At 71.9% G+C, this 14,259-nt stretch carries 11 protein-coding genes; 6 read left to right on the top strand and 5 right to left on the bottom strand.

Annotated features, from left to right (window positions below):
* Nucleotides 1-56: 56 nt before the first annotated feature.
* Nucleotides 57-635, top strand: coding sequence for a sigma-70 family RNA polymerase sigma factor (locus KBX08_RS05465; protein WP_238689976.1), 579 nt, complete (start codon nt 57-59; stop codon nt 633-635).
* 17 nt (nt 636-652) lie between these two features.
* Nucleotides 653-1,711: a low specificity L-threonine aldolase gene (locus KBX08_RS05460; protein WP_210781452.1), complete on the top strand. Its 1,059-nt coding sequence runs from the start codon at nt 653-655 to the stop codon at nt 1,709-1,711.
* 150 nt (nt 1,712-1,861) lie between these two features.
* On the opposite strand, the gene KBX08_RS05455 is transcribed toward KBX08_RS05460, so the two are convergent.
* Complete coding sequence (locus KBX08_RS05455; RefSeq protein ID WP_210781451.1) at nt 1,862-7,324, bottom strand: carboxyl transferase domain-containing protein; 5,463 nt, start codon at nt 7,322-7,324, stop codon at nt 1,862-1,864.
* Nucleotides 7,325-7,650: 326 nt separating this feature from the next.
* Here KBX08_RS05455 and KBX08_RS05450 point away from each other — a divergent pair, with 326 nt between their 5' ends.
* The 3 genes from KBX08_RS05450 to KBX08_RS05440 all read left to right on the top strand — a co-directional run bounded on the left by KBX08_RS05450 (nt 7,651) and on the right by KBX08_RS05440 (nt 9,267).
* The gene (locus KBX08_RS05450; protein ID WP_210781450.1) at nt 7,651-7,875 is read left to right on the top strand and encodes a hypothetical protein; all 225 of its coding nucleotides are present in this window, start codon (nt 7,651-7,653) and stop codon (nt 7,873-7,875) included.
* Complete coding sequence (locus KBX08_RS05445; protein ID WP_210781449.1) at nt 7,875-8,042, top strand: phosphodiester glycosidase family protein; 168 nt, start codon at nt 7,875-7,877, stop codon at nt 8,040-8,042. The genes KBX08_RS05450 and KBX08_RS05445 overlap by 1 nt, the downstream gene beginning before the upstream one ends.
* A gap of 127 nt (nt 8,043-8,169) precedes the next feature.
* The gene (locus tag KBX08_RS05440; RefSeq protein ID WP_210781448.1) at nt 8,170-9,267 is read left to right on the top strand and encodes a winged helix DNA-binding domain-containing protein; all 1,098 of its coding nucleotides are present in this window, start codon (nt 8,170-8,172) and stop codon (nt 9,265-9,267) included.
* Between the two features lie 37 nt (nt 9,268-9,304).
* Here the strand turns inward: KBX08_RS05440 and KBX08_RS05435 are convergent, their stop codons facing one another.
* The gene (locus tag KBX08_RS05435) at nt 9,305-10,378 is read right to left on the bottom strand and encodes a hypothetical protein (RefSeq protein ID WP_210781447.1); all 1,074 of its coding nucleotides are present in this window, start codon (nt 10,376-10,378) and stop codon (nt 9,305-9,307) included.
* A gap of 197 nt (nt 10,379-10,575) precedes the next feature.
* Here KBX08_RS05435 and KBX08_RS05430 point away from each other — a divergent pair, with 197 nt between their 5' ends.
* Nucleotides 10,576-11,298, top strand: coding sequence for a cellulose binding domain-containing protein (locus tag KBX08_RS05430; protein WP_210781446.1), 723 nt, complete (start codon nt 10,576-10,578; stop codon nt 11,296-11,298).
* A 55-nt stretch (nt 11,299-11,353) separates the two neighbouring features.
* Here the strand turns inward: KBX08_RS05430 and KBX08_RS05425 are convergent, their stop codons facing one another.
* The 3 genes from KBX08_RS05425 to KBX08_RS05415 form a co-directional block, all read right to left on the bottom strand.
* Nucleotides 11,354-12,151, bottom strand: a complete 798-nt coding sequence (locus tag KBX08_RS05425; protein ID WP_210781445.1) for an SAM-dependent methyltransferase — start codon at nt 12,149-12,151, stop codon at nt 11,354-11,356.
* A gap of 128 nt (nt 12,152-12,279) precedes the next feature.
* Nucleotides 12,280-12,936: a response regulator transcription factor gene (locus tag KBX08_RS05420; protein WP_210781444.1), complete on the bottom strand. Its 657-nt coding sequence runs from the start codon at nt 12,934-12,936 to the stop codon at nt 12,280-12,282.
* Nucleotides 12,933-14,228 carry a sensor histidine kinase gene (locus KBX08_RS05415; RefSeq protein WP_210781443.1) on the bottom strand — a complete coding sequence of 432 codons (1,296 nt, stop codon included), beginning with the start codon at nt 14,226-14,228 and terminating at the stop codon, nt 12,933-12,935. The genes KBX08_RS05420 and KBX08_RS05415 overlap by 4 nt, the downstream gene beginning before the upstream one ends.
* Nucleotides 14,229-14,259: the final 31 nt, after the last annotated feature.

The raw sequence follows: 14,259 nt of genomic DNA, 5'->3' as shown, positions 1-14,259 counted from the left end.
TCCGACGACGACCTCTCGGCATGAAGGAGCGCCCGTGGCACACAGGACGGTGGTCTGTGCGGAACGGCGTCGCTGACGACGACCAGGTGACCCGGTGGGCGCGGGAGGCGGGCCAGGGTGACCGGCAGGCCGCCACGGCGTTCATCCGGGCACTGCAGGACCAGGTCTGGCGGTTCCTGTCGCACCTGGCCGGGCCGGGAGAGGCCGACGACCTGACCCAGGAGACGTTCCTGCGGGCGATCCGGAACCTGCCCGGCTTCGCCGGCCGATCGTCGGCCCGTACCTGGGTGTTCACCATCGCCCGGCGCGTTGCCGTGGATCACGTCCGGACGGCGGTGGCCCGGCCGAGGCTGGCGTCGGTGCCGGACTGGCAGGCGGCTGCCGAGGCCGCCGGTGCGATCACCGCCGGTGCCGACGAGGGTGTGACCCTGCACCGGTTGATCGCCGGACTGACCCCGGAGCGCCGCGAGGCGTTCGTCGCCACCCAGGTGCTCGGCCTGTCCTACGCCGAGGCGGCGGACGTCTGCCAGTGCCCCGTCGGCACGATCCGTTCCCGGGTCGCCCGGGCGCGCGAGGATCTCGTCGCCGCCTGGCAGGCCGACACCGACCCGAGCCACGGGCGACGAACCGGCTGAGGGTGGATACTGCCGCCATGAGTGTGCGGCGTTCCCTCTTTCTGCACTCGGAGCTGCGCCGTCGGCCGTACGACCTGCTGCGGTCGATGCTGGCCCAGGTCGACCCGGCCACGCCGCCGAACGGACCGGACGGGCCGGTGGCCGCCCTCGAACGCCGCGTGGCATCCCTGCTCGGCACTGACGAAGCCCTGTTCTTCCCGACCGGGACGATGGCGCAGCAGGTGGCAGTGCGCATCCACGCCGACCGGCGCGGCCGGCGGGCCTTCGCCGCCCATCCGCAGTGTCACCTGGAGGTCTGGGAGCAACAGGGGTACGCCGTGGTGCACGGGCTGCGCTTCCAGCCCGTCGGCGACCGCCACCGGTTGATGACCCTGACCGATCTCGCCGCCGTCGCCGAACCGCTCGCGGCGGTGGTCTGGGAGCTGCCGCAACGCGACGTCGGGGGGCTGCTGCCGGAGTGGGACGACCTCGTCGCCCAGACCGCAGCGATGCGTGAGCGCGGCGCGGCCATCCACCTCGACGGTGCGCGCCTGTGGGAGGCGCAGACGTACTATGCGCGTCCGTTCGCCGAGATCGTCGCGCTGTTCGACAGCGGGTACGTCTCGTTCTACAAGGGACTGCAAGGCGTCGGCGGTGCCGCGCTCGCCGGAGACGCCGCCCTGGTGGCCGAGGCCCGGGTGTGGCGCCGACGGCTCGGCGGCGACGTCTACGACGCCTGGCCGTTGGCGCTCACCGCGATGCACGGCCTGGACACCCTGCTGCCCCGGCTGCCGGCGCACCGGGAGCACGCGGTGGCGATCGCGGCGGCCATCAACGCCGACGGGACTGCCCGCGCCTTCCCGGACCCGCCGCAGACGCCCCTGTTCCACGTCCACCTTCCGATCGGTCCGGACGCCGCGACGCGGGCCGCCGACGCCCTGCTCGCCGCCGACGGGGTGGAGCTGTTCGGCCGCGTACGCTCCGCGCCGGATCCGGACCGGTGCTCGTTTGAGGTGAGCGTCGGTGAGAACGCCATGGACCTCGCCCCCGACGAGGTCGTCACGCTCCTTCACGAACTGCTTCGACACGCCACCTGACCCGAGGGCTGCAGCGGCACCCCGGCTCGGACACCGCCGTCGCGCTGAACGCAGCGCTCAGCCGGACCTCGCAGCAGGGCGCCACCCGAACGGTCAGCGCCACCGGCCGCAGACCGGTGGCGCTGACGTGGTGCGGGCGTATCGACCGCTCTACCCCAGGCGGGCCTCGATGGTCTCGATGATGCGCGGACGCAGCTCGGCGGCGCGGATGACGGCGTCAACCGAGCCGACCTCGACGGCGCGGTGGATGTTGTGCACCCTGTCGAACTCCGCGGCCACCTCGCTGAGTTTCTCCGCGCGCACCGACGAGCGCAGCTCGTCGAGCTCCGCGGTCAGCGCCGCGCGTTCGGTGCCGGCCGAGGCGGCCGTGCGGGTCTCCAGGTCCCGCACCCGCGGGTCGGCAGCCGTACGAGCGTTGACGTCGGCGGAGAACACCACAGCGGCGGCGGGTGCGCCACCGAGCACCGAGGCGAACGAGCCCTCCAGCGCCAGCACCGTCATGTTCGGGTTCAGCGCCTTCGAGAACACCACGAACGCACCGCCGTGGTAGCGCGAGATGACGCAGAAGACGATGGGCCCCCGGAAGTTCACGATCGCCCGGCCGATCTCGGCGCCGTACTCCAGTTGCAGCTTGCGCATCGACTCCGGCGAGCCGTCGAAGCCGGACAGGTTCGCCAGCACGACGAGCGGCCGGTTGCCGCTGGCCGCGTTGATCGCCCGCGCGGCCTTCTTCGACGAGCGGGGGAACAGCGTGCCCGCCGTGTAGGTGTCCGGGCCGTCGGTGGGCGGGAAGCCGTGCCGGGGCACCGACCGGGACTCGATGCCGAGCAGGCAGACCGGGATGCCACCGAGGTGGACGTCCTGCACGACGGCGGTGTCCGCGTCCGCCATGCCGGCCCAGCGCTCCAGCACCGGGTGGTCCTGGTCGGAGAGGGCCCGCATCACCGTACGGATGTCGAACGGCTTCTTGCGGTCCGGGTTGGACTCGACGGAGAAGATCTCCCCGACGGTGGCGAAGGAGCTGCCCGCCACGTCGTGCGGGAAGCCGGAGATGTCGCGGTCGACCGGGTCGGTGGTGACCGCCCGCCGGGGCGCGTCCTCGCCGGGCGCGACGTACGTGTGGTCGTAGTGCGCCATCACCACGTCCCGCGCGGCCGTCAGGTTCGGCGCCCAGTACTGCGCCTGCCCGTTCGGCCCCATCACCCGGTCGTAGCCGCCGATGCCGAAGTTGTCCTCAGCCGACACACCACCGGAGAAGTCGAGCGACTGCTTGCCGGTGAGCACCATCGCCGAGTCGGGCGTCATCACCAGGATGCCCTTGGTGTGCATGAGCATCGTCGCCTCGGCGTTCCAGTACGGCTGCGCGCCGACGTTGATGCCCGCGACCACGATGTTGATCTCACCGCCGGCCTGGGTGAACTCGACGATCCGCTTGAGCGCCGCTGCCACCCAGTCCATGTTCTCCGTACCGGAGGTCATCGAGATCCGGGCCCCGGCGGACAGCGCCCACCACTCCAGCGGCACCTGCATCCGCTCGGCCAGGTCCAGTGCGGCGATCACGCGCCGGCACTCCGGCTCCGACAGGGCACCCAGCGACTTCGTCGGGTCGCCGAGCAGCACCACCCGGGTGACACCCTGGGGGTAGCGCTCGGTCGGCGTCGTGACGACTCCGGCGACGATGGCGGCGCTGTTGCGGCCCTTCGGCCGGTCCACCGGCACCAACACGTGGTCGTCGTCGAGGTCGTGCTCGACGAAGGCGCCGAGGCGGCCGGTCAGCTCGTACGGGTACACGGTGTTGCGGCTGCTGGCCCGCAGCACCTTGAGCCGGTACTCGTCGAGCGGCTCGAGCGGCTCGACCGGCGGCTCCCCGACGGCCAGTTCGGCGCCGCCCGCGGCGTCGAACGAGATCCGTACGGCGATCCTGGTCAGCTCGCCGGTCCGGCGGTCGCGCTGGCGCGCGATGAACAGGATCTCCTCCAGGCCGGCGCCCGCGGTCGTCGGGCGGACCCGCCCGGCGATCATCTCCATCTCCTCGCGGGTCAGCTCGCTCGGCGGCCACACGTAGACCACGATGCGGTTGGTGTTGAAGCGCGTCTTCGACGGCCGCCGCGACTGGGCGCGGCGGATCGAGTCGAGGCAGGCGGCGATGGCGTCCTCGGTCGTCGGCAGCGCGACCAGGCGGCCGTCCTGCTCGCGAAGCTCGGTCAGGTCACGCACCTGGGCGAACGCGACGAGGCGCTCGTCGGCCCGGTTCTCCCGGGCCACGCACTGGAAGAGGTAGACCTCCTCGTCCGACGACGGCAGCCGGGTCAGGTCGAACTTGTGCAGCCGCTCCAGCTGCATGCGCTGCGCGATGTACGGGTGCAGCCCACGGATCAGCCGGTCCTCGGTCAACTGGGCGCCCGACGGGCGGAAGGTGAAGTGGTGGTGCATCACCGCTCCGCCGCGACCCGCGACTGTGGTGGTGACCCGACGGACCTGGGGTGGCAGCGGGTGCGCGGCGATGACCTCGGCCAGCGCGGCAGCCATCGCGTCGAAGTCCTCCGGCTGGTTCTCCCAGCCGAGGTAGATGTCGGCGTCCACGGCGTCCTCGCCGGTGGCCAGCTCGGCCAGCCCGCGCAGGGCGCTGCCCAGCGCGTCGAAGCTGACCGCGGCGGAGACCACGCTGGAGTCGGCGCGCTCGGCGACCACGAACGTGCAGCCCGCGACCTCGCGGGTACGCACGCTGGTGAGCGACCGGTTGCCGTAGTACCGCCGGGTCAGCACCTCCAACATGACCGCGTTGTCGAGGTGGTCGCGGACGAGCCGCTGGCCGAGCAGCCGGACCAGCGGCTCGGTGCTGCGCACCATCTCGGCGACGCGCTCGCCGCGGTCCGGGGCGTCCGGGTGCGCGTCGAGGTGCCGCAGGTGCCCACGGACCTCGGCGTAGACGCGGGCGCGGTTGCGGCGCAGCAGTGGCTGGGCGAACCAGGCGAACACCACGCCGCGGGCGAGGTCCGCGACCACTGGGAAGCGGACCTGCGTCGCGGCGATCAGCCGCTCCAGCGCGAGGCCGACCGGCTCGCGCAGCGTCTCGTCCGGCGGGGTCTCCCGCAGCCATGCGCGCAGCAGCGCCGCGATGACCTGTGCGTCCGCGGAGGCGCGCTGCTGGGCGAGGAAGATCCGGAAGACGGCGGCTTCGAGGGCGGGGGTGCGGTCCAGGTCGGTGACGCCGTACCGGCCGAGCGCCTTTCCGAGCCTGGTCTGGAAGGCGTCCGGCAGCCCGGCCCGCTCGACGTCGAGGCTCTGCAGGTAGGTGTGGAAGTACTCCCGGGCGCTGTGCACGTGGGCGGCGCCGCCGTCCTCGCCGGTCGGCCGGTTGCGGCTCAGTTCGGCGAGATCGGCGAACACCTCGATGAGGTCGAGTTCGGCGGCCAGGGGCCGCTGACCGGCTTCGGTGGCCGTCCGCCGCGCGGTGAGGTAGTCGTCGAGCACCCGGCGGTCGTCGTGCGGGTCGACGTCGAAGCCGAGCAGCAGACCCCGCAGGTCCTCCTGGCCGCGCCTGCTGCGCTCGTACGCCGGGATGTCCGCGGTGGCGGTGGGCAGGTCCAGTTCGACGGTCTCGGTGCTCGGGTCGTCAGCGGTCTCCTCGGCGTCGTCCGCGAGCGGCTCCAGGCGTAGCAGCGGCGCGCCGGCCTCCACCTGGCTGCCCACCGACACGGCGCACTCCTTGAGCCGCGCCTTGAACGGCGCCCGCAGCACCGTCTCCATCTTCATCGCTTCCAGCACCAGCACCGGCGCGCCCGCCTCGACCTCCGCGCCGACCTCCAGCGGTGTGGCGACGACCAGCGCGGGCATCGGGGAACGCAGGACGCCACCCTCGTCCCGGCTGACCCGGTGCGTCACGCCGTCCACCTCGACCAGGTGGGTCGGCCCGTACGTGCCGGTGAGCAGGCGGTAGCGGATGCCGTTGACGACGATCTGCCCGGTGTGCCGGTCGAAGCGGTCGAGCTCGACGTCGGCGGTGCGCACGACGGGGCCGGTCTCGATGCCGACCCGGAACCGGTGCGCGCCGACCCGTCCCACCCGGGTGCGGTAGCTGACGCCGCGAAGCTTGAGGTCCAACGGTCGGCCGCTGGCGTGCTGCACCTGCGGGCGCCCGCCGGCCGCCGTCGACAGCAGCCGCTGCCGCTCGACGCGCTCCTCCTCCTCGTACGCCTCGATGGCGGCGGCGGCCAGGGCGACAGCGGAGTGACGGTGGGTGACGAGGCGGCCCTCGCCGCGGACGCGGTCGATCCAGCCGGTGTCCGCGCTGGCGTCGATGACCTCGGGCTGGTCGAGCAGGTCGAGCACGAAGCTCTTGTTCGTCGCCCCACCTTCAATGATCACCGTGGTGTTCGCCATCGCCCGGCGCAGCCTGCCGAGCGCCTCGTCGCGGTCACGGCCGTACGCGATGATCTTCGCGATCATCGAGTCGAAGTCGGCAGGGATGGTGTCACCCTCGCTGACGCCGGTGTCCACCCGGATGCCGGGGCCGCTGGGCAGGTCCAGCCGGGCGATGCGGCCGGGGGACGGGGCGAAGTCGCGGTCGGGGTCCTCGGCGTTGAGCCGCGCCTCGATGGCGTGCCCGCGCTCGGCCGGCGGCGCACCTTCGAGTCGCCCGCCGGCGGCGACGTGCAGCTGCGCCTTGACCAGGTCGAACCCGGTGGTCAGCTCGGTGATCGGGTGCTCGACCTGGAGGCGGGTGTTGACCTCGAGGAAGGCGAACAACCGGTCCCCGGGGTGGTAGAGGAACTCGACGGTCGCCGCGCCTCGGTAACCGACAGCCACGGCGAGGCGCTCGGCCGACGTCTTCAGCTCGGCGGCCTGCGCCGGGTCGAGCACCGGCGACGCCGACTCCTCGATGACCTTCTGGTTGCGTCGTTGCACCGAGCAGTCGCGGACACCGAGCGCCCACGCGGTGCCCTGCCCGTCGGCGATCACCTGGACCTCGACGTGCCGAGCCCCGGTGACCAGGCGCTCCAGGAACACGATGCCGCTGCCGAACGCCCGTGCCGCTTCCTGGCTGGTGCGCTCGTACGCGTCGACCAGCTCGGCTTCGTTCCTGATCACGCGGATGCCGCGCCCGCCGCCGCCGGCGGTCGCCTTCAGCATCAGCGGGTAGCCGACCTCGGCTGCCGAGGCCCGGGCGGCGGCGAGGGTCTCGACGGCGCCGCGGCTCCACGGCGCGACCGGCACGCCGACCTCCTCGGCGATCAGCTTCGAGCCGATCTTGTCGCCGAGTTGGCGCATGGCGTCCGCGCTCGGCCCGACGAAGGTGACGCCGATCTTCTCGCACAGCTCGGCGAACGCCGGATCCTCGGCGACGAAGCCCCAGCCGACCCACGCGGCGTCGGCACCGGTCTCGGTCAGGGCGCGCTCCAGCACCGCCAGGTTGAGGTACGGGCGGGCGGACGCCGGGCCGAGATCGTAGGCAATGTCCGCTTCACGGACAAATGTGGCGTTTCGGTCGACATCGGTGTAGAGAGCCACGGTTTCGAGCTGGATGCCGGTCTCCGCGGCCAGCTCGCGGACCGCGTGGATGAGCCGCATGGCAGCTTCACCACGGTTGACGATGGCGACACGGTTGAACACCCGAAGAACCCCTTAGCTAGACCTCGACCTGCGTGCCGGGAGACGACGGCTCCCAGCAGTGATCACCTTTCCGCGTGGCGGCGGCCAGCGCTATGGCGCAACCACCGAACCCACCGTCCCTCAGTTGTAGGAAATGCACAAAACTTTTTGGCACACCCGGAGACGTGCTGACCCGATCCGGCCACTTCGGCAGTTGATCAAGACGGTGCGGGCGGTTCACGTCCGGATGATCGGCTGACCAGGAAGATCATCGCCGGCCCGGTCAACCGCCGGCCCGGCTCGACCATCCCGGCCCAGGCCAGGAACGCACCAGGAAAGGAGCGGCAATGAGGGCACTGCACCTCGTGCGCCCACGTCTGGCGCTGCTGCTCGCGGCGGGACTCACCGCGCTCGTCACGCCGGCCGGCGTCGCCCACGCCGCGACCGCCACCGTACCCGCGACGGGCACCCCGATCACCATCACCTCGACCGCGCAGCTCGCCCCCGGCGTCACGTACGGCTCGTTCGCGCGGCCAGCGCCGGGTTCACGATCGCCGAACTGGCCGACCTGATGCGCTCGTTCGGCGCGGACGCCGCCGTGAACCTCGACGGCGGCGGGTCGAGCACCGTCGCCGTTCGCGAGCCGGGCCAGACCGCGGCCACCGCCCGCAACAGCCCGTCCGACGGTACGGAGCGTCTGGTCGCCAACGGCATCGGCATCTTCGTGGGCAAGCACTGATCGGTGTCCCCATTCGAATTCGCCCCGTCCGGTGTCATCACCGGACGGGGCGAGTTCGCGTACCCGAGACGCCGGGCACCCAGACTGTCGGCCCCGGTCGGACAATGAGGTCGACCGAAGGGACCCGATGACCGTTCTCGACACCCGGGCGCTCAACCGCGCGACGCTCGCCCGTCAACTGCTGCTCGACCGGGCCGACCTGCCGCCGCTCGACGCCGTCGCCCACCTCGGTGGCCTACAGGCCCAGGAGCCGCAGGAGCCGTTCATCGGGCTGTGGTCGCGGCTGCGCGCGTTCGACCCGACGGTGCTCTCGACCCTGCTGACCCAGCGACACGTGGTGCGTACCCACCTCATGCGCCGCACCGTCCACCTGCTCGTCGCCGACGACGCAGTGGCCTGGCGCCCCCGTCACGACGGCATGGTGCGCCAACGCGTGCTCGGGGTCTACCGCGGCGAGCTCGCCGGGGTGGACCTCGACGAACTCGCCGCTGCGGCGCGGGCGGTGGTGGCCGACGGTGAGCCCCGCTCGATGCCCGAGATCGGGCGGGCGCTCAGCGAGCGCTGGCCGACGCCGGGGCTGCGGGCGCTGGGCGAGATCGCTGTCGCGCTGCTCCCGATGACACAGCTGCCGCCACGTGGGGTGTGGCGGGCGAAGGGGGGCGCGCGCTACGTCCTGCTCTCCGCGTGGCTCGGCCGCGAGGTCGCCCCGCCGACCGTGGCGGGCGCCGATCCGGTCGGCCAACTGCTCGTACGCCGCTATCTGGCCGCGTTCGGCCCGGCGGCCACGGCCGACCTGCGGGCCTGGTGCGGCCTCGCCGGGCTGCCCGCCGCGGTGACCGCCATGAGGGACGAGTTGGTGACCTTCCGCGACGAGCGTGGCCGGAAGCTGATCGACCTCCCCGACGCGCCCCGCCCCGATCCGGAGACACCGGCCCCGGTGCGGTTCCTGCCGGCGTTCGACAACGCGATCCTCGGCTACGACGACCGCAGCCGGATCATCGACGACGCGCACCGTCTCCTCTCGGTGGCCGGCGAGCGCGTGGTACTTGTCGACGGCCGGGTCGCGGCGACCTGGACCGTCGAGTCGGGCACGGTGACCGTCGACCCACTGCGCGGCTTCTCCCGAGCTGACCGGGCCGCCGTGACCGAGCAGGGGCAGGCCCTGGCGTCCTTCCTCTCCGACAACGAGAGCGACCGGGTGCGGGTCGGTTCGTCTCTCCGGTGACGGGCCAGGACGGCCCGCCCCCGGGGAGACGAAGAGATCAGTCGACGGTCGGCGGAGCCGTCCGCGCCGCCTCGGCGAGCGCCGCCGCCGCGCCGGCGTACGGGTTGTAGCCGTAGGTGCGGGCCAGACCGGCCGGCACGGTGAAGTACGCGGCCGACAGTTTCGCCGGATCGCTGGCGATCTCGCCACGCGCTGGGGCGTCGTTGCCGTCGTCCCAGCCCCAGGGCGCGTTGGCCGAGTTGGTCGAACAGCTCCAGGTGCCGACGCCGCAGTCGCCGGACGTGTCCCCGGCGAACGTGCCCAGGCTGGCGAAGAGGCTCGCGTTGGACCGCTGCGCCCACAGGCCGCCGGCGGCGAAGATGTCGATCAGCTGATACCGCACGTCGCGGTCGTTGCTGCTGCTCGGCGTCTCGGCGACGGTCGACGGGTAGTAGACCAGGCCGTCGCCGTTGATGTCGTACTGCGGGTGTGCCTTGAGGCCGTGGCCCTGTGCCTCCTGCGCCGTGACCGGGTGCTGGAAACTGTCGTGCGGTGACGCCTGGAACCGCAGGGTGCCGTCGATGCTCTCCCCGCCGCTGGTCCAGGTGCTGCCGGCCGGCGTGTAGGAGAAGAAGTCGCTGTGCGCGACCGTGACAGCCGAGCGGAGAACGCCGTACGTGGAGCCGTCGCGCTCGATCGCGAACAGCGCGCCCTCACCGTCGTTCTCGTGTTCGGTCTCGAAGAACGGGTGGTCGGTCCAGTCGCGGGGGTGGAAGAAGAAGTACGTGATGTACCAGTGGGTGCTTGTCTCGACGACGGAGTAGTACACGTGCGCGGCGAGTGCGGCGCCTGTCTGGCCAGCCCGGTCCCAGTTGTCGCGTCCGTCCAGGTCGCCGTCGAAGTCGACCCGGGTGAGGTAGTCCGACTGACCGCTCAGGGCGTGGCTGCCGGTGGCATCGACGTCCTGGTAGTGGACGGGCGCCCAGCGGAGGGCCAGCTCGGCCCGGCTGACGGCGGCATCGGCGGGGGTTGGCGCGGCCAGCGCGGCGGCCGCCAACACCGCCGCCGCGCCTGCCGCGATCAGTGCCCTCACTCCCCGGGGTCGCCGGGTCGTGCTGCTTGCGTCGAGCATGGTGTGCTCCCGTGTCCGAATGGATAGACCACAATGGATCATTCGGGATTCGGGCACCAGGTGGGTGTCGCCGCGGCGACCAGAAGGCGGACGATGTTCGACGGGATCGGGATCGCCTTGTATCGATGCCAACCGACTGCCATGCTGTGGTTCGGTCGTGCTCGGGGAGCCAGCGCGCACCGACCACGGAGGTTCCGATGCTTCGCATGTTCCTCGCTGTCACGACCATGGCGCTGGCCGCCTGGACCGGAACGACCAGCGCCGCCGAAGCGACACCCGCGCCGACGCCGTCCGCGACACCGACGCCGGCCTGCCCACCAGCGATACCGATCAGCGCCAGCGTGACCGGGACCACCACCACGAGCCTGACCATCTCGTACTTCATCTTCTTCCGCCCACCCTGCGGCTACGACCCGCCGATGACCGTCAGCCTCTTCACCAGCCGTGAGGACGCCCAACAGTGGCGGGCGGCGGTCGCCGAGGGCGTCTCCGGGCCGGAGCGCAACGGCTCGGTGACCATCGACCGGCTCACTCCCGACACCGAGTACTGGTACCGGTTCACCGACGCCGAGGGCCGACGGGACCCGTACGTGATCGCCTCGGCCCGGACCGCCTCGCTGACCTCGTGCCGCGCGACGGCCACGATCGATGCCCGCTGGGGCGGCGGCTTCGTCGCGACGGTCACGGTCCGCAACACCGGGACGCTTCCGCTGGACCAGTGGCGTGTCTCCTGGCGGTGGTCCGGTGACGAGCAGGTCCAGACGGCCTGGGGTGGGGTGGCCGAGACGGCCGGCTCCGACGTCACCGTTCGCAACGCCTCCTACAACGGGACGTTGGCACTGGACGGGGCTACCACGTTCGGTCTGCTCGTGACGACCAGCGCGGTGCCGGACGGCCTGACCCTGACGTGCGCGCGGTGAACGACGTCCGCCCCGCTCCGGCGCGATGGCGGGAGCGGGGCGGACGTCGTGTCGGTCAGGGCTTGCGGGCCACAGCGCCGTAGGCGTCGATCCCGACAGCGTCGGAGTCCTCCGGTCGCCACAGCGGGATCGGCACCAGGCCCGGCTCCACCATCGTCAGCCCGTCGAAGCAGCTCTCAAGCTCCTCCGGGCTGCGCAGGATGTACGGAACGCCGCCGCTCTGCGCCAGCCGGTCAGCGCCGGAGACCACCGACGGGCTGGTGTTGGTGCCGTCCCAGAGCACCAGGTGCGAGCCGGACGGCACCGCGTCCATCGTGCGCCCGACGATCGAGCGCACCACGTCCAGGTCGGGCTCGTAACCCATCACGCCCATGTACATCACGGCGATGGGCTGGTCGAAGTCGAGCGTCTGCGCCGCCTCGGCGAGGATCTTCTCCGGGTCGTGGTAGTCGGCCGGGACGTAGGTGGTGACACCCTCCGACGTCGTGCTGGCCAGCAGTGCCCGCGCGTGCACCAGCACCATCGGGTCGTTGTCCACGTAGACGATCCGCGAGTCGGGCGCGACACCCTGGGCGACCGCGTGCGTGTTCTGCATGGTGGGCAGGCCGGTGCCGATGTCCAGGAACTGCCGGATGCCCGCGTCGGCCGCGAGGTAACGCACGGCCCGCACCAGGAACACGCGCGACTGCTGCGCCATCAGGACGATCTCCGGGTAGACCTCGGCGACAGCGTCGCCGGCCGCCCGGTCGGACTGGAAGTTGTCCTTGCCGCCCATCCAGTAGTTCCAGATCCGTGCCGCGTGCGGCACGTCGGGCTGAAGCTTCGCGGCGAGTTCGGGGTCCGGGCCGGCCATGCCTGGCTCCTATCGAGGGGTCGTCAACTGGAGGTCACCACAGCGGTACGTCCGGATCGTACTCTGGCGATGTCCACTCTCGACCGGGGGTGAACCTACCGCCACCAGGCAGGGGAGCAGGGTCGCTGTCACCGGTGGACCACCCCGTTCTGGTACGCCCACACGACAGTCTGTAGCCGATCCCGTGCGCCGATCTTGGCCATGGCGCGCCCGAGGTGCGACTTGACGGTGCTGGTCTCGATGAAGAGCTGCTCGGCGATCTCGACGTTCGACAGGCCCTGCGCGAGCAACTCCACGATCTCGGTCTCCCGCGCGGTCAGCTGGTGCGCCGCCGCCGCGTCCGAGCGGGGAGCGGGCGTACGCCTGGCGAACTCCGAGATCACCCGACGGGTGACGGCCTGGTCGACGAGCCCGTACCCGCTCGCCAGGCGACGGATCGCCTCGATCAGCTCCTCCGGCTCACAGTCCTTGAGGATGAACCCGCTGGCGCCCGACTCCAACGCGCCGAAGACGTACTCGTCGAGGTCGAAGGTCGTCACGACCAGCACCGCGGGCGGCGTCCCGGTCGCCTCGGCGACGATCTGCCGGGTCGCGGTGAGCCCGTCACCGTGCGGCATCCGGACGTCCATGCAGATGACGTCCGGTTGCAGCCGGCGGGCCAGCTCGACGGCGGCGGATCCGTTCGACGCCTCCGCCACGACCTCGATCTCGCCGGACTGCTCCAGGATGACGCGGAAGCCGGCGCGGACGACGGCCTGATCGTCGACGAGCATCACTCTGATCATGCTGGTGCCTCTTCCTTCGACCGGGATGCGGCGGGACCGTTCGTCGGGAGGGTCGCGGCGACCGACCAGCCACCGGCCGCCGTCGGGCCGGCGGTGAACGTCGCCCCGATCAGCTGGGCGCGCTCGCGCATGCCCACCAGGCCGACGCCACCGGTCCGCGCCGCCGGTACGCGTCGCGGCGCGGCGGGTTCGTTCACGACCTCCAGCGACACCGAGCGGGGTTCGAAGCGGAGCACCACCCGCGCCGCAGCGCCCGGGGCGTGCTGGCGGGCGTTGCTGAGCGACTCCTGCGCGATCCGGTAGAGCGCGACGTCGGCGATCGGTGGCACCTCGCGCTGCTCGCCCTCCCGGACGAACTCCACCGGGCCGGCGAGGTTGCCCGCGGTGTGAACGAGGTCGTCGAGCATGCCCAGTCCGGGCACCGGAGCGGCACCGTCGCCACTCTCGTGCCCGGGCCTGCCGCGCAGCACACCGACGACCAGCCGCAGGTTGTCCAGGGTCTCCTTGCCCTGGCTACGGATCCAGGCCACACCGGCCTTCGCGGCTGCCGGGTCCCGGTCGATCAGCCGCTCGACCGCCGCCGCCTGCACGACCATGCCGGAGAGGTGGTGCGCGGCCACGTCGTGCAACTCCCGGGCCATCCGGGAACGCTCCGCGCCGATCGCCGCCTGGACCTTCGTGCGCTGCTCCCGGATCGCCTCGTCCGCCCGCACCCGGACCAACTCCACGTAGCGCCGGTAGGTGGCCACGTAGCCGCCGACGAAGGTCGCGCTGGCGTAGGTCAGGGCGCTCGCCGAGACGTACGCGATGGCTGTCAGCAGATCCGGGGTCACCACGACGGCCGCCCCGATCGACTCCACCACCACGACAGCGCCGACGGCCAGCAGCGCACGGCGAACCGGCAGCAACGACCCGACGGTGTACGCCACGACGAACGGTGCGAGGCCCCGGATGGTCGCCTCGGGCAGGGAGAAGCCGATGATGGGCAGTTGGAGGCCGACGACGAGTGCGAGGCAGAGCAGTGGCCGGACCCGACGCAGGCACAGCAGCATCGCCTGCGCGCAGCAGATGGCGACGAGCAGCCAGGCCCGCGCCGGGTCGAACGACACCCCGTCCTCCGGTGCCACGAACCAGAACAGCGTGGTGAGCAGTACGAACGTCAGGACGGTCAGCACCGCGGCCAGCAGGCAGTCCCGGAGGAACACTCCGGTCACCCCGAGCCGGGTGAGCCGGCCGTCGAGCCACTTCGTCAGTCGTCGTGTGCCGATTTCGGTGTCCGTGTGGTCCCTCATGCGGTGCGCGTCCTTGCTCCGGATCGTCCCG

The sequence above is a fragment of the Micromonospora sp. H61 genome (genome assembly GCF_018070325.1).
GTDB lineage: Bacteria > Actinomycetota > Actinomycetes > Mycobacteriales > Micromonosporaceae > Micromonospora > Micromonospora salmantinae.
The sequence above is the reverse complement of the archived record's forward strand: the minus strand, read 5'-3'. Positions and strand labels throughout refer to the sequence as shown.

Excerpts from the sequence above, each read along its gene's own strand:
- KBX08_RS05460 (WP_210781452.1), top strand. The coding sequence starts at position 653 with ATGAGTGTGCGGCGTTCCCTCTTTCTGCACTCGGAGCTGCGCCGTCGG.
- KBX08_RS05450 (WP_210781450.1), top strand. The coding sequence starts at position 7,651 with ATGAGGGCACTGCACCTCGTGCGCCCACGTCTGGCGCTGCTGCTCGCG.
- KBX08_RS05445 (WP_210781449.1), top strand. The coding sequence starts at position 7,875 with ATGCGCTCGTTCGGCGCGGACGCCGCCGTGAACCTCGACGGCGGCGGG.
- KBX08_RS05440 (WP_210781448.1), top strand. The coding sequence starts at position 8,170 with ATGACCGTTCTCGACACCCGGGCGCTCAACCGCGCGACGCTCGCCCGT.
- KBX08_RS05435 (WP_210781447.1), bottom strand. The coding sequence starts at position 10,378 with ATGCTCGACGCAAGCAGCACGACCCGGCGACCCCGGGGAGTGAGGGCA.
- KBX08_RS05430 (WP_210781446.1), top strand. The coding sequence starts at position 10,576 with ATGCTTCGCATGTTCCTCGCTGTCACGACCATGGCGCTGGCCGCCTGG.
- KBX08_RS05425 (WP_210781445.1), bottom strand. The coding sequence starts at position 12,151 with ATGGCCGGCCCGGACCCCGAACTCGCCGCGAAGCTTCAGCCCGACGTG.
- KBX08_RS05420 (WP_210781444.1), bottom strand. The coding sequence starts at position 12,936 with ATGATCAGAGTGATGCTCGTCGACGATCAGGCCGTCGTCCGCGCCGGC.
- KBX08_RS05415 (WP_210781443.1), bottom strand. The coding sequence starts at position 14,228 with ATGAGGGACCACACGGACACCGAAATCGGCACACGACGACTGACGAAG.